Origin of the sequence: Sporocytophaga myxococcoides, assembly GCF_000775915.1 — a bacterium.
Taxonomy (GTDB): domain Bacteria; phylum Bacteroidota; class Bacteroidia; order Cytophagales; family Cytophagaceae; genus Sporocytophaga; species Sporocytophaga myxococcoides_A.
In genome coordinates this window covers 964,089-987,877 of sequence record NZ_BBLT01000001.1, presented here as the reverse complement: position 1 = coordinate 987,877, position 23,789 = coordinate 964,089, and the positions used below count along the sequence as shown (strand labels likewise).

Annotated in this window: 21 protein-coding genes; 9 read left to right on the top strand and 12 right to left on the bottom strand. The window is 35.3% G+C overall.

Annotated elements, in window-relative coordinates; all coding sequences use genetic code 11:
- Positions 1-341: 341 nt before the first annotated feature.
- From MYP_RS04285 to MYP_RS04275, 4 genes are all read right to left on the bottom strand, one after another.
- Positions 342-731: a response regulator gene (locus MYP_RS04285; RefSeq protein ID WP_052429932.1), complete on the bottom strand. Its 390-nt coding sequence runs from the start codon at positions 729-731 to the stop codon at positions 342-344.
- Positions 732-748: 17 nt separating this feature from the next.
- Entirely contained in the window at positions 749-883 is a 135-nt protein-coding gene (locus tag MYP_RS26715) for a hypothetical protein (protein WP_262506722.1), read from the bottom strand.
- Positions 880-1,212: a hypothetical protein gene (locus tag MYP_RS04280; protein ID WP_045458869.1), complete on the bottom strand. Its 333-nt coding sequence runs from the start codon at positions 1,210-1,212 to the stop codon at positions 880-882. The genes MYP_RS26715 and MYP_RS04280 overlap by 4 nt, the downstream gene beginning before the upstream one ends.
- A 408-nt stretch (positions 1,213-1,620) precedes the next feature.
- Positions 1,621-2,040 (bottom strand): hypothetical protein, encoded by a 420-nt coding sequence (locus tag MYP_RS04275; RefSeq protein ID WP_156140304.1) that lies wholly within the window; start codon positions 2,038-2,040, stop codon positions 1,621-1,623.
- 921 nt (positions 2,041-2,961) lie between these two features.
- Between MYP_RS04275 and MYP_RS04270 the strand changes: the two genes are divergently transcribed.
- The 5 genes from MYP_RS04270 to MYP_RS04250 all read left to right on the top strand — a co-directional run bounded on the left by MYP_RS04270 (position 2,962) and on the right by MYP_RS04250 (position 9,393).
- Positions 2,962-3,738, top strand: a complete 777-nt coding sequence (locus MYP_RS04270) for an exodeoxyribonuclease III (RefSeq protein WP_231569999.1) — start codon at positions 2,962-2,964, stop codon at positions 3,736-3,738.
- Between the two features lie 179 nt (positions 3,739-3,917).
- Positions 3,918-4,769: a hypothetical protein gene (locus tag MYP_RS04265; protein ID WP_045458865.1), complete on the top strand. Its 852-nt coding sequence runs from the start codon at positions 3,918-3,920 to the stop codon at positions 4,767-4,769.
- Between the two features lie 106 nt (positions 4,770-4,875).
- A complete protein-coding gene (locus MYP_RS04260) occupies positions 4,876-5,193 on the top strand; it encodes a hypothetical protein (RefSeq protein ID WP_045459224.1) in 318 nt (105 codons plus the stop codon).
- Between the two features lie 409 nt (positions 5,194-5,602).
- On the top strand, positions 5,603-8,020 hold the full coding sequence (locus MYP_RS04255; RefSeq protein ID WP_052429931.1) for a TonB-dependent receptor plug domain-containing protein: 2,418 nt from the start codon (positions 5,603-5,605) through the stop codon (positions 8,018-8,020).
- 38 nt (positions 8,021-8,058) lie between these two features.
- Positions 8,059-9,393 carry a hypothetical protein gene (locus MYP_RS04250; RefSeq protein ID WP_045458859.1) on the top strand — a complete coding sequence of 445 codons (1,335 nt, stop codon included), beginning with the start codon at positions 8,059-8,061 and terminating at the stop codon, positions 9,391-9,393.
- A gap of 129 nt (positions 9,394-9,522) precedes the next feature.
- Here MYP_RS04250 and MYP_RS04245 read toward each other — a convergent pair whose 3' ends face one another.
- Positions 9,523-9,849, bottom strand: a complete 327-nt coding sequence (locus MYP_RS04245) for a hypothetical protein (protein WP_156140303.1) — start codon at positions 9,847-9,849, stop codon at positions 9,523-9,525.
- A gap of 123 nt (positions 9,850-9,972) precedes the next feature.
- Positions 9,973-10,164: a hypothetical protein gene (locus MYP_RS04240; protein WP_045458852.1), complete on the bottom strand. Its 192-nt coding sequence runs from the start codon at positions 10,162-10,164 to the stop codon at positions 9,973-9,975.
- Between the two features lie 344 nt (positions 10,165-10,508).
- On the opposite strand from MYP_RS04240, the gene MYP_RS04235 reads away from it, so the two are divergent.
- Positions 10,509-11,837 carry a hypothetical protein gene (locus MYP_RS04235; protein ID WP_045458849.1) on the top strand — a complete coding sequence of 443 codons (1,329 nt, stop codon included), beginning with the start codon at positions 10,509-10,511 and terminating at the stop codon, positions 11,835-11,837.
- A 121-nt stretch (positions 11,838-11,958) separates the two neighbouring features.
- Here the strand turns inward: MYP_RS04235 and MYP_RS04230 are convergent, their stop codons facing one another.
- Entirely contained in the window at positions 11,959-13,191 is a 1,233-nt protein-coding gene (locus tag MYP_RS04230) for a hypothetical protein (protein WP_045458846.1), read from the bottom strand.
- Positions 13,192-13,765: 574 nt separating this feature from the next.
- Here MYP_RS04230 and MYP_RS04225 point away from each other — a divergent pair.
- On the top strand, positions 13,766-15,565 hold the full coding sequence (locus MYP_RS04225; protein WP_045458843.1) for a T9SS type A sorting domain-containing protein: 1,800 nt from the start codon (positions 13,766-13,768) through the stop codon (positions 15,563-15,565).
- A gap of 202 nt (positions 15,566-15,767) precedes the next feature.
- On the opposite strand, the gene MYP_RS04220 is transcribed toward MYP_RS04225, so the two are convergent.
- The 4 genes from MYP_RS04220 to MYP_RS04205 all read right to left on the bottom strand — a co-directional run bounded on the left by MYP_RS04220 (position 15,768) and on the right by MYP_RS04205 (position 19,331).
- Positions 15,768-16,478, bottom strand: a complete 711-nt coding sequence (locus MYP_RS04220) for a T9SS type A sorting domain-containing protein (protein ID WP_045458840.1) — start codon at positions 16,476-16,478, stop codon at positions 15,768-15,770.
- Positions 16,479-16,675: 197 nt separating this feature from the next.
- The gene (locus MYP_RS04215; protein ID WP_231569998.1) at positions 16,676-17,146 is read right to left on the bottom strand and encodes a GNAT family N-acetyltransferase; all 471 of its coding nucleotides are present in this window, start codon (positions 17,144-17,146) and stop codon (positions 16,676-16,678) included.
- A gap of 98 nt (positions 17,147-17,244) precedes the next feature.
- Positions 17,245-17,577 (bottom strand): hypothetical protein, encoded by a 333-nt coding sequence (locus tag MYP_RS04210; RefSeq protein WP_045458837.1) that lies wholly within the window; start codon positions 17,575-17,577, stop codon positions 17,245-17,247.
- 380 nt (positions 17,578-17,957) lie between these two features.
- A complete protein-coding gene (locus MYP_RS04205) occupies positions 17,958-19,331 on the bottom strand; it encodes a UDP-N-acetylmuramate--L-alanine ligase (protein ID WP_045458833.1) in 1,374 nt (457 codons plus the stop codon).
- A gap of 536 nt (positions 19,332-19,867) precedes the next feature.
- Between MYP_RS04205 and MYP_RS04200 the strand changes: the two genes are divergently transcribed.
- Positions 19,868-20,449, top strand: coding sequence for a Crp/Fnr family transcriptional regulator (locus MYP_RS04200; protein ID WP_045458830.1), 582 nt, complete (start codon positions 19,868-19,870; stop codon positions 20,447-20,449).
- Positions 20,450-20,660: 211 nt separating this feature from the next.
- Here MYP_RS04200 and MYP_RS04195 read toward each other — a convergent pair whose 3' ends face one another.
- Positions 20,661-20,855: a hypothetical protein gene (locus tag MYP_RS04195; RefSeq protein ID WP_045458826.1), complete on the bottom strand. Its 195-nt coding sequence runs from the start codon at positions 20,853-20,855 to the stop codon at positions 20,661-20,663.
- 17 nt (positions 20,856-20,872) lie between these two features.
- Here MYP_RS04195 and MYP_RS04190 point away from each other — a divergent pair, with 17 nt between their 5' ends.
- Positions 20,873-22,897: an Ig-like domain-containing protein gene (locus MYP_RS04190; protein ID WP_045458823.1), complete on the top strand. Its 2,025-nt coding sequence runs from the start codon at positions 20,873-20,875 to the stop codon at positions 22,895-22,897.
- Positions 22,898-23,789 lie beyond the last annotated feature (892 nt).

Below are 23,789 nucleotides of genomic sequence, written 5' to 3'. Positions count from 1 at the left end.
TGTAAATACATTTTTCCCTTTCACTTAATGTAGCTTCATTTGAAATAATGTGCTGTTATTGCTGAGGGAGACGCCAGCATGGCCTCTCAAACGTTCGATTTCAACAGGCCTATATGAATCCTAATTTTGTAAATACATTTTTCCCTTTCAATTAATGCAGCTTCATTTGAAATAATGTGCTGTTATTGCTGAGGGAGACGCCAGCATGGCCTCTCAAACGTTCGATTTCAACAGGCCTATATGAATCCTAATTTTGTAAATACATTTTTCCCTTTCAATTAATGCAGCTTCATTTGAAATAATGTGCTGTTATTGCTGAGGGAGACGCCAGCATGGCGTCTCTACGGAATAACATTCTGTTTCCAGTTTATATAATTCACCGCTCTCTGAATGATATCTTCCAGCTCTTCTGTAAGCCAGGGCTTAAAATGAAAATCAAAGATATCTCCTTCCCTTCTGGCCTCTTTCAGCGTTCTGCTGTCTTTGTAAGCTGTGATGACTATCCTTACCGGTTCATAATGCAGCTTGATGTTATACAAAAAATCAAACCCTGTAATATCTGGCTTGAACTGATCCAGAATGATGATGTCGTATTGGTTTCCCTGCTGTAGAAGATCCAGTACCTCCTTGTTTGAAGCACATAGCTGTATCTCGTACCTGTTGCGGAAGTTTGCATAAAAAGCTTTTCTGTTGTACTCTTCATCGTCGAGGTACAGAATTCTGATCTTCATAGCTAAAAGTTGTTTTATCAGTCACGTTTACCAAGATTCTCCACTCTTATGAGAAGTTCAATGGTAGACATGCCTTTTCTTGTAAAAAAAAGTACTACAAAATCATAGATATAAAAAACCGGAAACAATAGCTTTAAAATGATCTTTCTCATACTATCAGAATTTGTGGTATGAAAACAATGATAGGCGCTGATATCGGTGCAAGATTTCTTACCTCACATTTCATTTTATTACCTTTCAGGTAAGCTATTCCATTCGAAATTGAAAGCACTGTGACAAATCCGTATCTTGGTGATATAGCCTTGCTTCCGGGGACTATGTTGGGTTCTATTCGAAGCTCCCCTTTAAGTCTGTTTCCGGGATTAAAAGTGTAGCACAGATACTCGTATTGTACAGGATAGACATAGTCATTTACCAATACACTTATTCTATTGGCTTGTACAATGCCGAATTGTTCGGTAGCTGATTTCTGTAGTTTCATAGTTAGCTGCTTTTAGACAAAACATCCTTTTGTAATTAGCTAGCATCTAAATAATTACAAGGCATTAAACTAATATCAGGCACCTTTTACTTTTAACGATGTCTGATTTTGGTCGTTCCTGTTTTTCGATGATGACAAATTTTTCAGGCACCATCACTATAAAAATACACTTAGAGTAGTTGCATGGTTAAGATAAATCGCTAATTGGAAAGGATTAAACTAGTTATGAAAACAAGAGATTGTTTATTAAGCTTGCAGAAAGAGATTGAGAGATTGAAAGAGGGTAATTAACATATATACTCTTATGGAAATACTTTGAAAAAGCCGGGTCGGGAGAGTCGGCTTTTTAGCTAAAGATAAATATTGAAGCTAAATACATATTATTTGCAAATCATACCCTAATAAAAGTTATGCCCTTTTCTTAAATATAGCCTTAACTTTCTCACTCATACTTTTTAATCTAAATCTTAGGATTAAAAAATTTATTAATATCAATCCTAATAAGAAAATTAAAAAAATCAACACTCTAATTTCCCTTTGAATAATACTTATCAAAATGGTACCTATTATACCCGCGGTAAACAATATCATCGGATAAGAAAATTTTTCTACTATAGGTGTAATTCTAACTTTTAAAATTTTGTATTTTTTTAAAGTTCGTGTTCGACCGTATACTTCTATATCTCCGGATTTTCCCCTTTTTCTAAAATAAAAATGTCTTTTATATTTTTCCCCAACAAATTCTTTATCCGGTAAAAATTGAAACTTTTTTTCAAAATCAACTATTTGATCAAGCTGAATAAAGAACTCATTAGTAGTTTTACTCATTCTAATGTTAAAGGAGTAAATCAGTTTAAGCTTTACCATGAAGCGTATAAATCTCATCTGAAATAAAAATTAAATCCTTTTGGCAGATAGTTGATGCTCATCTAAAATATCTCTGGTAAATTAGATTAAAGTTATGGAAGATTTTAGAAGTATTAAATATTCCAATATCATTAGTTTTAATGAATATCTTTCAATTTTTCAACTTACCTTCGTATATTGGCTTCCTTCAACGAGGAAAATTCAGAATTTACTGTCCCACTTTAACACGGCGAAACTCCATCACGAAAGCTAATACCTGTTGTTGTCCAGTAGGTCTAATAATTGGGACTCTTCCATTAAATTTCTATTCCAAAAATAAAATCACCAGGTCCTCTATACACCTTTATGATCTGGATCAATTCAAACAAGCAAAAGCTCCCCTCCCCCTCAATCTGCCTGGTGACAGTAATGTAATGATATTGGAAAACTCACCAACCTTAGCCTTCAGTTTGAAAATTCCTTTTGTAAGACCAGATCGCTGTAGTTAAGCCTTGCTGACAATGGATAATTTTCTATCACAATAATCCTCGTTTCAATAAAAATTAGAGAGGAAAGCCGATTCTATGCCATTTCCATGTCTGAGAATTTAATTTTCCTGGTTAGTAATTTCCATTTTCAAGCATGTAATTTCAATTTGCAAGCATGTAATTCCATTTTACAAGTAATATATTTTTTTTTACTTAGCCGAATGAATAAAATCTATACCTATTTTTTAGAATTTTAGTAATATGAAAGAACTGTTTTTTTGAATGCAATCGAGGACTCTTAACCTGTCAGAATAATTAGAAAAATAAAGAGATAGCCTCGCGTCATCTAATCATTTTCAATTTTAATTTTCCTTTATTAATTCTATAGTTAACTTCGTTTTCAAAATTTATAGACATGGCTATACTGCATTTGGTCAATTGGAATGTAAATGGCATCCGTTCCATTATGAAGAAGGATTTTGTAAGGGACATTCACACCTTAAATCCTGATATATTATGCTTGCAGGAAACGAAAGCTGGCGTTCATGATGTGGAAACATTGTGTGCCATGCTCCCTGAATACAAGGTTTATGGAAATGCCTCTAAGGCAAGAAAAGGTTATTCCGGGACTGCCATCCTTACAAAATCTATTCCCATAAGTGTGACTTATGATATGAATGTTGAAGAACATGACCAGGAAGGAAGGGTAATCACTGCAGAGTACGACAAATTCTTTCTTTTAACAGTATATGTTCCCAATTCAGGTGAAGGATTAAAACGTCTTGATTATCGAGAGAGATGGGATGCTGACTTTTTAAATTATGTTTTGCATCTAAACGCCCAAAAACCTGTGATCATTGCCGGAGACCTGAATGTAGCACATACGGAAAAGGATATAGCCAACGCGAAGAAGAACTATAATAAATCTGCAGGATATACTCAAAGGGAAATAGACGGATTCAACAGATTGCTGAATTCAGGTTTTTCAGACACCTTCAGGCTGCTTCATCCGGATGAAATCAAATACACGTACTGGAGTAACTTTTTCAATTCCCGTGCAAAAAATATTGGCTGGAGAATAGATTATTTCGTGGTTAGCAATTCATTGATCAGTCAGGTTAAAGAAGCAACAGTGAGCAATGAATTCATGGGATCAGACCATTGTCCCATTGAGTTAAAAATCGAGATTTAATCCGTTCCTCATAGTTCAATGAGGACTTTTCAGAGAATAGCGATTGTGTCTTTTCAAAACTTCCCTGAATATTTCCCACTCTCCCAAAGCAAATTTTATCATAATGAGTTATTGAATAATAAGTATCATTTTAGTTGATTTATCGTAGTAAAACCAAATTAATAACCTAACCCAAAACGATGAGGACTCTTTTATTCAAACATCTGCTTTCAGCCCTGTTTGCTGTTTCACTTGTTACTACTGTGCAGGCACAGAGAAAACCCAGCGATCCCAAGCATGAGAATCATTATAAGATAGAGCCTGTAGAAACCGATGTTTTGCGAATTGAATTCATTGATGCGCACTCACAGCAAGCCTTTACTCAGGTAAAGCTAAAAATCACCAATAAGACAGAAGACTTTATCTATTTCAAAGGCAATGAACCTACATTTAAATATGAATTTGGAGAAGAACATGCCAGTGGTGGCGGCATGTTTCAGGGTATGAATATGGTGATCGATCCAAAAGCAACGGAAACAAAAACCCTTAAAGTAAGCGGCGGACAAAATTTTCATGTGGATAAGCTTACTTTAATTTTAGATGGCTTTTACAGAATTTCTTCGGAAGGAAAAAAGCTTAATGCTCCTGACTTCCAGTTACCGGCTTCCAAAAATGATTTCCAGGCAGGTGGTTTTACCTGTAACCTTGAAAAAATAAAAAAAGAAACTAAAGAAACGTCTGTTCACTTCAAATGCAATTATACCGGATCGGATGTTGGTAAAATTGAAGCTAACAAGTTGGTCTTAAAAACTGAGAGTGGCCAGGAGTTTGCCAACGAAAACAGAAAAAATGAAGTAGACCTTGTACTTCCGGGAGAACATGGTAAGATAGTTGGTGTATGGCATATCCCGGCTAAAACTGTAGATATGCAATTTGCAACTATGAACATTGTATGGAAAGATACTTTTACAGAATCCAAAATGAAACCATTAAAAGTCGGTGATGTAAAGTTTGTATTAGACCCTGGATTAACAGATGCAAAGAATAAATAATAGAATTATAGAGGGATCTTTTGGGTCCCTTTTTTTATCCTCTATAGTCCACGTTTTATTCAATGCGAGATATGGGAATAGAGATTATATCGCATAAACTTTAGCAATGAGAATCTTTGAGAAAATTGAAAATAATGAGGTCTACCTGTATATGGATGGTAAACTAAGATACAAACGCTGGCTGGATTCAGGACAATCAAAAGTGTTTGATATCATGGCATATGACCAATACACATTGGCAAGCTTCAGAGATTGGAAATACGAAGGTTCTAATGGACTTATTTCAATTAAAGCTAAATTAACCATGAAAAAAACCGAAGATGGTGGACGCAAAACAGGATTCACCAGCGGTTACAGACCTAACCATGTATTTCAATACAAAGATAGCGGACACCTACTGATGACATTTATTGACGATATCTAAACGCTATATATCAAACTTTTACTAGCTGAAGACAAGAGCATAATTCAATTCGACAAGCTATTTTCAGGATTCATAACAGAACTCCGGCTTTGTATTCCAATCTTCAACATCCTTCAATCTATCGCTTTCATGTAATATCACATTCTCATTATTGTATTGGATTATTCCTTTCACCTTTTTGATTTATTGCTTTATTGATAAGCCCTTGACTAAAAATCGGAAGATTTATTCCTTTCTGCGTAGGTAAAATTCTTTTTAGCGTACCTCGAAAATTCTCATCTAATATATATTTGCACTCAGTTTAATTAGACTAATTCTTAATAAGAGCAGTTAAGTTTTACGCTAAGAATTGAAATAACTGATTATTAAAAAGTTAAGACTATTATCATCCTCAACAGGGATTTTAAAAATGAGAATTTGGATTTACTTATTGTTTTTACTGGTATTGCCTAAGTGGGCTGCAGGTCAACAAGTCAACACCGGTGTTTTATCAGGTGCTGTGATGGATGAAGAAGGCGCTCCGGCAAATTTTGCAATAGTTCGTATTGCTGAACTAAATCTGGTAACTCCATGTGATTCACTCGGCAAATATAAATTTGAAAACATACCATATAATGGTTACACACTTATCATACAATTATTTGAAGGGCCTGAGAAAAAAGTCCCTGTAAAAGTTGACAGGCCTGATGTATCTGTTGATGTCATTTTGGATTCAGGAAGTGAAAAGAAAGCATTGGATGAAGTAGTGGTTGAAGGCAAATCACAAAAAAGAGTGTTGGAAGAACAAGGTTATGCTGTGAATGTCATCGAGACCAAAACTGTTGAGATGCAATCTATTCAGGCTAATGAACTACTTGACAGAAGTGCAGGTGTACGTATCAGACAACAAGGAGGACTTGGATCTAATATTCAGTATAATATCAACGGACTATCCGGCAATTCAGTTAAAATTTTTATAGATGGTATTCCAATATCAAGTTATGGTCCCTCCTTCTCTTTAAATAGTATACCGACCTCCATGATTGAACGCATAGAGGTATTCAAAGGAGTTGTACCTTCTCAGCTATCTGATGACGCTTTAGGCGGGGCTGTAAATGTCATTCTTAAAAGTTCTATCAAGAATATGCTGACAGCCTCCTATTCCTATGGATCTTTTAACACACATCAGTTTAATCTTAATGGTGGATACAGAAATTCTAAAAACGGCTTAACAGTACGCGCTTCAGGATTTTACAACTATTCTGATAATAGTTACAAAGTATGGGGCGAAAAGGTGTATATAACAAACAGTGCAACAGGTAAGATACAAAGAGTTACAGCGAAGCGCTTCCATGATGCTTATAAATCTTATGGAGGAAAATTTGATATCGGTTTTACAAATGTTAAATGGGCCGATCAGTTTTTGTTTGGAGTGGTGATTTCTGATATGGCCAAAGAGGTTCAGCATGGAGCTACCATGGAGACTGTTTATGGCAACAGAAATACGAAACAAAACACACAACTCTATAGTCTGACCTATGCGAAACAAGACTTCTTAACAAAAGGACTTAAAGTCAATTTCTTTTCATCTTATAGCAAACTTAACAGAGCAGTGATAGATACTGTTCCTTACATCTACAACTGGTTTGGACAGCTTATAGATGCCAATAATGATGGAAAATGGGATCGCTGGAGCAGTGGTGCAGAAGGAAGCAACCCTACTTTACAAAAAAGTCTGGAGCATAATATTACCGGGCGTTTAAATGTTTCATATGATCTGAGTAAACAACACCGGTTGAACTTGAACTATATGTTGTCTCATTTCTCCCGTGATATTGACGATCCAAGACTTACACAGGTAGAAAGAGATCTTATGGATACCCGATACATGACCAAACATGTTATTAGTGGGGCCTATGAAACCAATCTTTTTAAAGAACGCTTAAAAACATCCCTGTTTGCCAAACAATATACTCAAAATGTGCGCTTGAAAGATGCTGTCCGTGAGTCCAGAACAGGTATTTATATCCCTTATGAACACTCCAAAACAACGCCTGTATTAGGATATGGTTTAGCTGCCTCATTCACTGTTTTTCCAAAGATAATGCTTACCGGTTCAGTCGAACAAGCTGTTCGCTTACCGGAAGGCACAGAAGTATTTGGTAACAGTGCTGAAAACATTGATGCTTCTTATGAACTGAAACCTGAAAGAAGTCAAAATGTAAACTTCGGATTAAACCTGGGGAACTTTAAACTGAAAAATCATAACCTGGCATTTGTATCCAACTTCTTCTACAGAAATACCACTGACATGATCAGACAAGCGGTGCCAACACAAGTATCGGAAACCTACCGTTTTGAAAATCTCCTTAGTGTTAGCAGTAAAGGTGCAGATATAGAACTGCTTTACAACTATAAACAACGATTATTTTTTGCGGGAAACGTTTCTATGTTTAATGCCAGGTTCAATACAGAATTTGATGGGAATGGCCAGAGGTATTATTACTATGGAAAGCGTTTGAGAAATGCACCATACTTTACAGCCAATAATAATGTGCGTCTTAGTCTGCCAAATATTATTCAAAAAGAAGCACTCGTTTCGATGTATTATAACTTCGGATATGTACATGAATTCTTAAGAGACTGGGAAGGTATAGGAGTCAACAACCTCCCCGTAATTCCTACTCAGCTCATACATGACCTAGGCGTAGCTTATACACTTCCTAATAAAAAACTCACCTTTAGTTTAGATGCTAAAAACATCCTGGATCATCAAGTTTTTGATAACTGGGCTCTTCAGAAGCCAGGAAGGGCATTCTATGCAAAAGTGACCTATAAAATAATCTAATTATAAATTTATAAACGTTTAACAAATTCAATATATCTATGAATAAGAAAGTATTGCCAATACTAAAATCAGTAATCCTCTCAGGAGTTTTAGTAATCGCAGCATCTTGTAAAAAAAACAGTGACCCTGCACCAAGCTCACATGATGCTGATACGCGCATTTACCATGTTGCACTTGCAGTAGATCCCGAAAATCAATCCTCTACCTTTTTTCAGCAAGTTTCTGATTTCAGCAGTTCCGGACCAGACATAGACTTTTCAACTGCCGGATTTCAATTAGCTTCGACAAGAACAGCAAGGCCTTATTCATCCCCTAATGGGCAATATATATTTTCCTATGATTATAGCGGAGGACAAGTATATAGCTACAAAGCAAATTCAGGAGGAGCAAGTAATTATACACTTGTAGATCAAGTAAATCCAACTCAAGCGATAGGTTCAACTGTTGCAAGATTTACCAAAGTATCCAATGATGCCTGCCTTCTTCACATAGTAAATACCAGTCCTGCTACTGCAGAAGGTGTTGTAAGAGATTCAAAAGGAACATTTCTTAGGATAAAAAACAAAACCAGTTTCATAAAAATTTCAACCGATGCATCTACAGGAGCAGTAAACATGGGATCTTCTGTTGTACATGAAGACGTATTATTAGATGCCGCAGAGGCTCAGTCGGGAGTATTTATTTCCAGAATAGACGCACCGGTAGTGGCAAACGGGAAAGTATATTATGGGTTTGCAAGAGCTAAAAAAGACACTGCAGATTTAGGAGGAGCAAATGTATCTAGCTATAAGCCTGCCACTGCAAGTGTTCTCGTAATGGACTATCCTTCTTTTTCAAATCCTGTTGTTATTTATTCCAACAAAGCTCAGGGAAATACAAATGGCTACAGAACTCCTACTGCTCATGTTAATGAAGAGGGTGATGCTTATCAGTTAGTTTCTGTAAATGGAAAAGATACCAAAATCTTAAAATTAAGAAACGGAAGCTTTGATGCTGGGTATGAGTTTAACCTGTCTTCATTAGTAGGAAAAAATACTTATGCTGATGGATGGTTCTATGTAGGAAACGGTATTGGCTATATTCCATTCCTGGATACGGACCTTGGAACAACAGAGTCTCCCAACTATTCTCTTGCCCGTATCGACCTAAAAAACAATACAGCTGTAATTTTGAATCTGCCTGCTAATCTATGGTTCAGACAATATCAGAACAGCATTGTTGCAGACGGTAAGTTTGTTATGGCAGTCGTTCCTTCCGGAGCTGATGGAAACTTCTACCTGTTTGATCCATCTTCAACCTCCCCTGATGCATTTGAGGTTGGCGCAAAAATTAAAAACCGTGGTGCAGGAACAGCTTATATAGGCATATTCTAATCCTGTTTAATTCTGTACTGATAAGACCATATTTTTAATGAAATATGGTCTTATTTTTTTTGTGTCCCTCCGCTTTCAAACAACTGCTCTGGTTTACAACTGCATTTTTTATACACATTGCAAAAATATTTATTCCAATTCAAAAAAACCAACCACATGACCGTATTCACCTTGTTCTGTTGCTTCTAATGTAGTCAGGATTCGTACTGATAAATTTCCCTGGCTATATGATCCCAATTTACTTTCCCATAATCTTGTCTTTCCATAATAATAATCACTTTTCCAAGCTACATGACCATACTGATAAAATGCAATCATAGATTTCTTTGAAGGCTTTGTTGTTTCCCTATAAATCAATCCGAGATTTTGGTAGAAGTTAAACGCAATACCCCTCTCTTCATTTACTTGCAGGGCATGGAATTGGTTTGGGTGGCTTGGGAACGTAATAGATGTCATGATCACAATCAAACTTTTTGTAAGATACAGGCTGTAATCCCCTGCTGATTTTCCTTGCAATATATTCAATACTTATGCCTTTAACCTTACCAGTATTTATGTCCCTGTTTTGAACAGGTTGCTCTACCTTCGTTTATGAAACTGCTCCTTTACTGTCATCGTCTCAGATAACTTTCCTGCAGAAGCAGAATTCACTTTATTCGCTATAGGTCGCAGATTAGAACTTATACCTGTTCCGAATACACTATTAATGAGTTGACCATTTAAATCCGATATAATTTCGTTTTCGTATTTATCTTTATACAGATCCCCCAAATTAATGGCAGGAATATTACTTACTTCTTTCTTAAAATATTCCTTTCGTACTACAAACCGATTACATAATTGTTTAATAAATGTGATAACGATTATATATTGTATTTATAGAAAAGCTTCATTAAGACAATGAAATAAGTAGTAGTAAGAAATATTTGTAGATTGAATCAGAAAAAATAAAGAGAGGATGGTATTGTGATAAGCAACAGTATTTTATATGAAGTAACACATAATCTTTATAAATATTTTTTCATTACAAGAGGCGACGTTTTCATTTTCGACCAAGTCTTTATAATAAAACAACACAACTATTGTAAAAACAACAACTTGAAAAAACAACAACTATGAGAACAAAAATCTACTTCAATCAATTGCTTGCTCTGGTAATTGTATTCGTCTTTTCCATTAATGTCAATGCTCAGAAGCATGAATTGCACGTTCACAAGCATATAAGAACCTCTGTACATCCTAATCATTCTAAAGAGGGAGACACATTAGTATTAAAAGTAAATGCTGCAGCAACCGACACTTTTTATGTGGCCATATTTAATGATGCGGATAGTATTAATCTTCAGGTAACAGGAGGTAATACGACCTTGCCTCTTCTTAATGCCGGAACCTATCATTATATAGTTTCAGGCATTGATGGTAAAAAAGTTTCATCCGGTCATATTGTAGTAAAAGAACCCAAAGTAAGAGCCCTCATTGCACCAAACCCTTCTACTGTTGAAGACACCATCTCAATTAAAGTTGAAGCTCCTGCTTCGGAATCCTTCACGCTTACTATTACTGACACAGGTGATGTGGTATTGCATACTTTAACAGTAACAGGGGGTAAATCTGTATTACCACAATTATCTATAGGAAAATATTCTTATTCATTAATTAACACCAATGGAAAAACAGTATCAAAAGGGAAAATAGATGTAAAGGCTCCGAAAATTCATTCACACATTCACCCATCTGTAGCTGGAGATACTATCTCTCTATTAGTGGTTGCGCCGGAAACAGAGATTTTCACATTGTCAGTTTCTGATACTGGTGATGTTATAATACAAACATTGAGTGTTCATGGAGGTTCAAATGTACTACCTGTTCTTTCAGTCGGCATATACAATTACACTTTAGAAAATGCTTTTGGCTATATTGTATCGAGAGGCAAAATAGTTGTTAAGGCGCCGAAAATTAAAAGTCATATACATCCTCATCACATTCATGCAGGAGATACCTTGTCCATTAAGATCTCTGCTGATGCAACTGAATCCTTTACATTGAACATCTACACATTCAGTGACAATCTTGTACAAACCATAACTGTAAATGGTGGTTTTAATGCCTTACCAGTTATTTCTTCAGGATTTTATTATTATGACCTTGTAGACAGTGAAGGATACAAAGTATCTAAAGGAAAATTTGTGATACTTCCTCCAAAAGTACACACAGTAATAGCACCTAATCCCTCTAATGCAGGTGAAGCAACCATTGCAGTTGATGCTGACGTGACTGAGACTTTTACTCTGAATATTTATAATGCAGCTGATCTGGTTTCTACTCAGACTATTCAGGGTGGAATTACATTACTGCCTGCAACGCTTGATTCCGGCATACACTTTTATACTGTGGTGAATGCAGAAGGAGATATCGTATCAAAAGGAAGAATTATGATTTACTAAATACAAGTGTTATGATTAAAATGAGCTCATTGGTCAACGATCAATGAGCTTTTTATTTCAATTTTTTTAAATTAAACATCAGACAATCAATTGCTATAATAGATATAATTGCAATATATCTTCAAAGTAAATCCTGATAAATGATCTTCTCCTTTACAGTTTCCAGTATCCTTTCTTCCATATCTGCATCAAACTGTTTTATGGCATCAAAAGAATTTTGCACAGACAGTCCTGTTGTTGTAATACTTTTAGAAGTTCCATCTCCCTTTATATATGCCTTTCCTCTTTGTTTATGACTGATTCTATAACTTTCAAGCGCTTCTAAACATTGATTATATTTTGCATTCAGATCCTGGTCATTTTTCCTTTTCAAATAAAACTTAAGTTTATTTCTATAGGGCTCCAGTGCTTCTAATAAATCCCTGCTATGTTTTGGAAAATACTTTCGGGAAGCCATCATGGCCCTGCCCATTGTAGAATCCATTTCCAATCCTAATACCAGGTCCATCAGCTGAATGCAGCCAAGCTGCAGGCCACTCACACCTTCCAGGAGACTTTGACTTTGAGGATCCTTTAGCCCCCATACGAAGGATGGCTGGATATGCTCTCTCCATTGAGCCATATTAAGTTTCTGTCCTCTTACTTCTCTGTTAAAGACAGTGGTTATTCCAATGATGCTTTCATAGAGTAGTTCCAACGCCTTACCCAGCATATCTTTATCATTTTCTATGATTGCTTTCAATACTTGCATGCATGCTTTGTTAGCAGTAGTACCAACCACTTCAGTCATAATAAATATTTTAATCCAGTGTTCTAACTGCCCCTGAAATTCTTTGCAAACCCAGTTATGAGCTAGAGAAAGATCCTGGAAGTTGACTTTATCTATCTGAAGGTTTGTTCCGGGGGCTTGTTCTATTACCTGAAAATTCATGAGCATGATGCTCCACAAGGTGCCGCAATGAGGATGTTCCAGCTTGTCAGCAACATAACTTAAAGATTGCCAGAGCTGATGGGGAAAATTCATGTTTTGCTTCAGAAATTCGTCAGGCTCTGGAGGTAGATAGTTCCATCTGTAACAATGAGCAAGCAATGTTAATACTGAAAGAAGCTTTTCTTGCTCCCAATAATCCAAAGCATCTATCTCTTTGTTATCAATAGATACTTCAGAAAGAGCATTGTAAAGAAAACTTCTGACTCCTCCCCGATCCTTACTATTCCACAAATATACATGATTCAGCAGATCGACATATATGTCGAAAGGAGCAGGCAAGCGCGTATGTGGCACCTTTTCAGGCAGGAAACTAGGATGCTTTAGAAATAGCTGAATCTGCTCTGTAAGCACAAAGGGAGACATAATCTATACTTTTAGTCTAACAAAAGTGAATATAGACAAAGCTATCTTTGAAAGACTGATCACTTTGTGAATGCAGCATTACAATATGTGAATGTAGGTTTTGGATTATTAATACAATAAAGCAATCACAATTTATTGCTTCACTAAGTAAATTCCTGAAGGCTAAAATATGTGATTAAAATAACAATCTTATAGAAGAAAATCATAGTATCTAATCTAATCTAATCTTACAATAATAAAATTCATTCCTATTATCACACACAAACTGCCCAAAGTATAAGGTTTATTGAAACATTTCAGATGGACTAAAAATGGATAAAAGAAAATATTTAAATGAAGTGGCTATTGAAAAGTTAATCAATTATACTTTAAGTCTATTTCAATAAGGATATCATAACCTTCTTAACCCAGCACATGAAAAGATTAAAATCAAAAATTCATAAAATACTATGTTTCACAAGATTCACTATTCCAATTCTATCAAAACTATCTGTCTATCAACTTTTCTTATTGAAAATACGTATATTTAGACTTGTTTAGAAATTATTCTTTCACATTTTCCTTTTTATATTATATGAAAAAATATATACTAATTTTTATTTCTGTTATTCTTCTTTCTACCAGTCTAAAAGCTCAAACAACAGATACCTATGTTGTTGCAGATAATCCAGTCGGACTTTCTTCCTGTGTAGATTCAATTATAACATTAGAAGACATTTATAAAATTGCGGAAATACGTGACCTCAATGACCCGAATGACGATGTAAGCATGTACAAAATGTTCCGTCTGCAAGGTTCGGTAATTACAACTGAAGAATTAACAAGTATTCATTATAGTGATTATCCAAGTGTATATGTAAAGAAAATGAATGCGACGAATATACATCGTGGAGGCATTCAGGTCTTCCTGTATTTGATTACACCACCAACATCTTTATTTAATGTGGATACCCTTAAATATACAGTTGATAAGGGAGCAACTGTAAACTTTACTCCCGACTTCTTTGCAAAATTCACTTTCTTCAGCAGCGGTAAAGATCTGACTAGCCTTAACGAACGTATTTTACTCACCGATGAATCTATAGGTACAGAAGCTCCAATAGGTACTAATTCCACCTGGTCAATTGTGGGTAAAGGAAAATACAAAATCAGGGTACAGGTTGCTGTATGCGATCCAGCTGATTTTTACTATGACAGTATTTATGTAATAGTAAATGAATCACCTTGCCTTAAACTGGAAATTAAAGAGATGCCCTCTCTCTGCAGGGATGAAATAGTGGACATTACACCTTATATATATTTGGATAATCATGCAGCAACCTCATCAGATCTTTCACAAATGTCTTTTACCAATAAAAGTTTGTTAGGAGGAACAGGTGAAACTTTTAACCCTGCTGCTATGGACATGACACAAATGGTAGATAAAACAAGCCGATTCCCTCAGATCCTAATTACTTATCAACCAAACGTTGCATTAGGTATGTGTACAGATTATACATACATGCCAACTTTAAAAGTACCTACTAAGTTAATTACTTCAGATATTATTCTTACAAAAAATAATAATGGAACAATTGCTAACTATACTGTTGAAGGTGATTATTATGGATTCAATGATATGTTCAGTAAAGATGTATTTAAAAAATTATACGTTGATAACTTCACCACTGTTCATGCAGGCACGGTCATGGACTTTTATTCAGATGCAGCATTGACAGTTCCTGCTCCCGGAAATAATTTAACTCCCGGCACTTACTACATCGCCGCTACAAATCCCGATTGTTCGGATGACAGTACACTATTTACAGTAAATGTAAAAAACAGGGATTTTGATATTTTCTGGCAATCAGCCCCTGCCCTTGGTAAGGGATATTATACCTTTACTGCTCCTGTATATAGTGGAGCTAACTATTCATGGATCGTTTGGGGAGGTTCTGTGATATCTGGGAACAACACAAACCAGTTAACAGTATATTTTTCAGAAACTGCCTCACCATCCGTATCTGCACGATGCACCATCACTCTACCTGCTGCCCGTACTACTATTAATGGCAATAACCTAACTTCTGCTGTGTATATCACCTCTAACGAAAGCGGTGATAAAGAAGAAATAAAACCAGGCATTACAACTCCGGTTATTTCAAACTATTCAGAAAGTTCGCTTAAGGCTTATCCGAACCCTGCTACAGAAACATTTTCACTATCAGGCTCTGGTTTATATGATATAAAAATATATAATTCCGTTGGCCAGTTAGTCCTTACAAATAACTCTTACAAAGCAGAGACCCCTATTATCATTAAAAATAAAGGCTTACATGTGGTATATGCAACACAAAATGGGAATTCAAAAGTCATAAAAGTTATTATCGAATAACGAGCATCCTCAACAATCTGATCAATTATAATTGACTCAAAACAAAAAGATCTGAATGTATATATTCAGATCTTTTTTGTTTTTAACACCTCATCTAATATTTTAATGGGTATTTTAGTTTTGACTAGTCAATTATACAGTATTAGTTGGACTATTATATAAGCTAGAATACTACTTCTGCCTTTAAAAATGTTATAGTGAATTATCTAAAGTAGGTTATTCTTTTCAAATATTCTTTATCCCCATCAGATAGGTGAAGTAGATAAACTCCATTACTCAGACCTTTAAGAGGCGTAGATTCATTCCTTTGAGCAATTCCATTAAGCATTAATACTCCTGATACAGAAAATATGCTATAATAAATTTCTGAATAAGCTCCTGACCATTCGTTTACTATAAAACTTTTGTTTTCTACATCCCAGTTTAATTTGGCATCAGCAGCCATAGAATGGGTTGGAATAGCAGTAGAAATCTGAATAAATCCTACAAAGTAATTATTACTTTTATCACATTCATCACTGGAACTCAGACTTACATGAACAATGAGGTAGGGATAGGTGCTTTGTGGATTCTGTGGAAAAGGATTGGCTTGATACGTTCCTCTAAACGTTTCTCCGGGAGAAAGAATACTTACATTCTGATGACTTATAAAAGATCCTCCTGCAGGAGCATCTCCACCAACCTGATTATCGGTTGAAACATAATTTTGTAGTACTACCTCACCAAGAGTAATATCTACAGTCCCTACATTCTTAATTTCATAAGTATAATAGTAAACACCATTTACTATTGAAGTGATACTAATATCGGTAAAAACAATATCCCGGCCAGTACAGGCAAGTGTTTTATTTGTAGTACCAAACAACAACAATATTGCAAAAACCGATTTACTTAGTTGTAACAGATGCTTCATAAAAAAGAGGTTTATAAACAAAATTAGCAATTATAAAATGATACTCAGATTTAAACGTTGACCGCAATTAGAATGTTTGACTTAATAATGACAGGAGCCACTATCTAATATCTAAAAGTTTTTAAAGGAATGCCACATATTACGTAGTCCAAATCAATTTAACATAAGCCTGATAATCTATTAATACATGTATAGACTTAATCGTTTTGAGAATTTGCTAACTCCATATGCAAAATAGGATAAGGCTTTCCAAATCCATCTAAATCAGAAATAGATTTTATCTTGAACCCAAATTGATTATAAAATTCAACAGCTTGTAAATTATCCTTATTGACATCAACTTTTGTAACGTTAAGTCTTTCTATTGCATACAATAATAGTTTTTTTCCGATACCTTTTCCAATTTCGTTTGCAGTAACAAACAACATCTCTAATGCGCCATCATTAGTCCCGATAAATCCGACAATCTTAGACTTCTCATTTTTCAAACAATGCAAGGTTACATTTTCAAAAAAACCTGGAATGAGTTCTTTATAAAAATTAAAATCTTCAACCTTTAAGAAATCATGTGTAGCTTTTACTGAAGACTCCCAAACTGATATTAACTCCTGGTATTCTGTATTCTTTACTTTGATTATCACTTTTGCCTTTTGTTTATTTGCTGTCATTCCGGTTAATATCCTAACAGATACATTTCCTTTTTTGAGCTGCCTCTGTTGTAGATTACCTCTTTAAAGAGCTCTGGAGTTCTATTAATAATATTAACCTAAGATCTCTTTATTATAAAATTAAAAATTAACGAAGTTGGCAGAATCAAAATGCAGGAATTCAAAATTGGATTAAACCCGTCCGATTCAAATAAATAATTTATTATATCAGTTACATACTTGGCTGGAGTAAGATTTAAAAATCCTGCAATTATAAAATAGCCTACCAATCCAAAATATAATACCTTCAATAATTTAATTTTTAATGCTGTTTTTTCCACACTGATTATCAGCTCCTTTTTATCTCTAACAATCTCTTCATTCCAGTGTTTATAGGTCTTCAATGCTTCAACGAATTTAACGCTGTCATCAAGTCCTTTAATCTCATCCATGGGTAGTCACTTCATATTAAAGGGGAAAACCGGTGAAAACGCGTCATTAAGTTGCTTAGCCTGAGAAAGACTCACATTCATCTTAAGTGTAAATTTGCAATAAAGAAAGGTTGATAAAGACCTGAAGAAAAAATAATAACTAAAGTAGAATATTATTAAAGAAGTCGTGATACAGATAATTCCATGATGCTCAAAAAATGGTATTTGGATTAAAAATAAAAGCGAAAGTAGCAATGTTACTACCTTCACAATTAAATCATAGGAATGAGTCCAAAACATTTATATATTCCCTTTTATTATTTATAAGGTTCTTTTTTATTTTATAAACCAGTTAAGGGCCTATCAAAAAAATACATGATTACTTATCAATAGACAGGATGTCAAAGCTGATTAAAAGTCGTTTCAGCAAATTCGGCAAGTGAAGGATCCCTTGCCCCCATCATTAAAATGACGTCTCCTTGTCTTGTTTCTTTGGCAAAGTAGTCTGGCATTTTATTTCTATCTTCAAACAAGAGTGCCTTTTTGCCCGCCTTAATCACCTCATTAATAACCACATCAGAAGATATATCCTTAGTTACTGTCCCCCCCGCATAATACACATCTGACATCAGATAGTAATCTTCCGGCCTTAATGTTTCTATGACTCTTTCAGCAAGTTCTTTATGCATAAATCTCAATGGGCCATATCCATGAGGTTGGAACCAGGCAAATACTCTATTGCCTATCTGCTGACAACTCCTAATTGCAGCCTGCACTTCAGCAGGGTTATGAGCAAAATCATCAATAAGATAAACCCCTTTTTTCTCCCCTACCAATTGTGTTCTACGGAATATCCCTACATAAGATTCCAAGGCTTTTGCAGCCTGTTCTATCGATACACCTGCCATGTAAGAAGCGGCTACTGCAGCAGAAGCGTTTTCCATGTTATGTCTTCCGATTACAGGAATTTTAAAAGGTATACCATTAAGAGTAAACTGAATTTCAAAACCAGTTTGTTTAAAATGCTCCGCCACAAATCCTGCACCAGCATCAGTGCCGAAATCGTTCTTAGTATCCTGGGAAAGGTTTCTTGTAAGCTCCAAATCATGGTTGACAATAAACTTACCCTTTGTATTTCTTTTAAAAGTCTGGAACAGCTCTATCAGTTCTTCAAACTCCTTATGGTCTCTGTCGATGTTCAATACAATTCCGATTTCCGGAATATAGTTAACTATAGATCCATCAGATTCGTCTGACTCAATCACTAGCCACTCGCTATCTCCTACCCATGCATTCCCGGGAAGATTTTTCTTCTGTAAAGCTGTCAGACCTGCTCCGGTAATAAGAGAAGGAGATTTCCCATTTTCCTGAAGAATATGAAAGATCATTGCTGTAGTTGTAGACTTTCCGGAAGTACCTCCGATGGCAATAGTTTTCTTTTCAGAAGATATTGCTGCAAGCAATTCGGAACGTTTAATTATCGGGATACCTGCTTCTTTTGCCTTTTGATATTCTACATTGGTATCTTCTATGGCTGAAGAAACAATTACCGCCTGAGTTGTTTCATTTATTCCTGAGCCATCCTGATAAAAACATTCAATGCCCATAGACTCAAACTGCTCCTGGATAAGCATTTTTTTATCCTTGCTAAACAACCTGTCAGAACCAGCTACCTTTTTCCCAACGCCTCTAAGATACTGAGCAATGGCACTCATACCGGTTCCTGCAATGCCTACAAAAAAGTAGTTATCAATAGTTTGAGTATTAAATTTCATATAAAAGACTTAAGTAACAATAACCAAATTTAAACAAAGAAACGATTATATTTCTAATATGTTAGGAGATAAGCGAATAAATCTATGTTTTTGCTATGTGATAAAAATAAAATACTAAAGTCATTCGCCATACAAGTTTTCTCAAAATATCAAGTCGATTAGGGTGGTGCATTCTAAAAAAACTGCTATTTCATTTTCTGCTCAATTGGATCATTTACCATTCGGAAGATGAGGCTGAAGATATTAAAAATGGAGATTATAATTAAGTATTTGCTACTTATATCATTCAGCAATTCTAATATATAAATACACAAAGGTTCAATATATTTTGGTAATTAGTATATACTTAAACTACCAAAATCTAAATGATATATACAATCTCATTAGACTTTATAGGATTAATACCGGCGAGACCTATACAGGAAAATATATGTGTATCTACCTGCCATTTTCTGTTGATTCAAATTCATATTATTTCAAGACGATTACTATTTTTGTAACGAAGGTATTAATAGGCTCAATAAAAAAGTGAAAGTATGTTTGAGAAAGTATGTAATTGGTTTCGTGAGCACGGGATCTTGTTAAGTAATGAAGAAGCTGATTATCTGAAAGAAAACACAAAAGAAATCATCATTCCCAAAAACACCATAATCATGTCTCAGGGAAAATCTGTGGATCGACTTTTTTTTCTTAATGAAGGAATTGTAAGGCTTTACAGATTACATAATGATATTGACTCCACTATAGACTTTGTTTCATGGAATGAATTTGTATCTTCAGTGTTTTATATAGTGAACCGGCAACCTTCACCCTGCGCCCTGGAAACACTTACAGAAGTAAAGGCATTGTATTGGGATCGTGAAGAAATACTTACTATAATGAAAGAAGTAAAATGTGCTGGTAAAATTGAAAATACATTGCTTGAAATACTACTAAACTGGACTCAGGACAGAGAAATAGACCGCATGTGTCTGACTCCGGAAGAACGCTATCTTAAGCTGATTAAAAACCATCCTTCGATCGTACAACAAGTTCCGCAAAAATACATTGCTTCATTCCTTGGTATTCACCAGGACAGCCTTAGCCGTATCCGTAAAAAAATCTCCCGTCAAAACTGACAAGTGTCAGATTAACTTTATCTCCTATCTCCTACTTTTGCATCTGCGAAACGGCTTTGTGCTTTTGATTATCCCTGAACTACAAATATATATCACTATAATGTGGTTCAGGGAATGAAAAACATAAACCCTGAACAACTTAATGCGATCACAACAGATAGTAACCCAGGAGATGTATTTGAAGTATCCATTCTCTAAGTACCTTTTTAACTCAATCAGGAATGGTCACCATAAAAGTAATTTTATTTTCACCGGATGAAAGTGCATTATCTCTGATGAAGTTGTTATCAGACAAGATACATAAGGCGCTTACGATACGGTAAATCGAATCAACAAGATGTACGGTTATCAACGCTGCTTCCATCACTGATGAGAAGAAAGGAACTCTATTGTTTACATTTTTCACTAAACTACCAAACGACTATGAAAAAACTCTATATTCTACTCATGCTGCTCCTTATGGGATTCACGTCTAACAGTAATGCACAGGATCTTCAATGGGCCAAAGCATTTAATCCACCTAACAGTGGTGAAAACAAATATATAAATACTAGGACTCATTGCATAGATCTCAGAGAAAACATCTATACTGCAGGAAATTTTTCAAACGCAATTGATTTCAATATGGGAGGAACACCCTATCTTGTATCTTCCTCCCAAAACAATGAAGGCTATATTGCCAAGTACGACAAAAATGGATCTGTAATATTTGTGCAACGACTAAAAGGAAGCTTTGCAACCATATACAACATCATCACAGATAACAAAGGAGCTTTATACATTACAGGCTCTCTTTCAAATCAAACCTTTTTTGATCCTGATGGAGTTAACTTTCCACTGACCCGTGGTGGCTTTCTTGCCAAATACGACACTTCAGGAAATTTTATATATGCCAGGAAAATTGGAAACTGGGGAAGAAATCTTTATATCGATAATGATCAGAATGTGTACCTATGCGGCTTCTATAAGGAAGGAGATGATATGGATCCAGGAGAAGAGGTATTAAATTTACCAGCTTATGGAGAGACGGATATATTTTTTGCCAAATTTACCTCTGGAGGAAACCTAGTTTTTGCCAAAGGTATTGGGAGTAACCGAAACGATACAGGCGGCAATGATTATGATTGTAATATAGCAGTGACTTCATCTGGTGAAATTATCCTATCGGGGACCATAACCGGTTGGACTATGGATTTTGATCCGGGAGAAGGAACGGAAACCAGAACTACTGGTAGCCACGCCGGATATATAGCCCGCTATACATCTGAAGGTGAATTAATAAATGTGGGAGTTATTGAGAATATAAACTTCAGTTATATACACGATATGTATCTTGATGCTTCTGACAATATATATATTACCGGTGAGTTTAATGGAACACTTGATTTTAATTTTGATCCGAATGTCGCTACAAGACTTTCTTCTAAAGGAATGCAGGACATTTATTTTGCCAAATATGACCCTTCTCTTAACCTGATATTTGCTAAAGGTACGGGAGGAGCCGAAACAGACCGTGGATATTCTATCGTACTCGATGGTCTTGGGTTTATAAATGTAATAGGTGATTTTTACAAAAATGCAGACCTGGATCCTTCATCTGTAACCAGAAATTATGGATCAGGCACCAATACCTATCATTTCTTCATTGCCAAATACAATACAGAAGGAAACTTTATAGATGCCAATTACTTAGTGGGATCGATTGCGCCAACACCTGCAACCATAAGTCCTTCAGGAACTATTTGTTTGTCTGGCTGGCTGAAAGGAGATATAGATTTCGACTTTAGTGATGAGATCAACATTCTTTATCGAAACTCCTCCAACAGTGCTTTTCTGGTACAATACAAACAATCTCCGGAATTAAAGCTGTGGCATAACGAACCTGTCAATGCTGGCGCAAATATCAATATCGGAACTTCTGAAATTGGAGCAAGCACTGAGATAAAAGAGTTTTACATTAAGAACACAGGTGACTGGAAACTGGATTTTACCCAAACTCCCGCTATTACTCTATCCGGGCCGGCTGTTTCGGATTATCAAATAGACCAAAGCCTTTTAGGAGCCTCAGTTACATTGGGTGATTCAATAAAATTTACAGTAACATTCACTCCTTCGGAGGTTGGAGAACGCATGGCACAGCTATCGATACATAACAATACGTTCCAAACACCGGAATTTTCCATAAACCTAACGGGCTCAGGTACTCCTGTAACCAGCATTGCACATGCTTCTGACAAGAAAATAGTTCTTTATCCTAACCCTTCTTCTGACGGATATATCACTATAAAATCACGGGAAAGCTTAACTGAGGTCACTGTAACTAATTCCATCGGTCAGAGAGAAATATTCCATTCTGATACTTTCACTACTTCCTTGAAAGGAATTCTTACACTAGTGATCAAGACTACTTCTAATGTATATGTAGATAAGATCTGTATACAACAGTGAGTTGATTTTTTTATACCTTTTTATAACGGCCTGACTCTCACAGGCCGTTTTTTTTCATCATGATATAGTCATTATAGATCTGCATTTCCAAATAAGAAAACTTCTTTTCCTTGTCCAATTTGAATGTATTACAAAAATAACATCTCCATCTATTCAAGCCGAGAAGCCGTGATCATTCTTTTTTTAATTCAGTTAAAATTTAAGGATATTCCAACAACTTCCTAATATATGACAGAACTGATATTCGAATTAATTCAAAGGCCTTTTGTTCAGATCTTATTATTTTTAGTTTTAACAACCGTTTCTATTCTTATTATTAAACCTAAAAACAGCGACACTACCTGGAATATAGCGGGCAATGTTTTCATAGGGTTCATACTTGTAAACTCTTTATTAATTTGTATTGTATCTAATAGTTGGAGCTATTTTTTTACTCAATCCTATTTTCATTACTATATCTTGTAAGTATTTCTATTATAATTCCTGCACTTATTAAATTATTAAAAATTGAAGGTGCAGCTGAAAGTGCTATGATTTTGATCGTCATCATCTATCATCCGGTAATCTTACTTGTTATGCTATTCCTGACGTGGGTTTATTTAAAACTATTTTAACATTATAAGTTGTATGCTGTCTGCATGTCAGAAACATGTCCTACAATACTCCATGCTTTGGAATAACCCTTCCTTCTATTTTCAATGATATAATTAATCCCTGAAATGTTTCCTATTAAAAAAACTGTTAGCTTAAGGCATGACTAAACTAACAAAGAGAACATCCAGGGGGTTCAACTGAGGGGATTTTACTGAATCATTCCATTTTTTTTATTATTATCATCTGTAGAAGCGCCAGAATCCAAGGGGGTAGTAATGTTTTTAAAATCAATATCCTA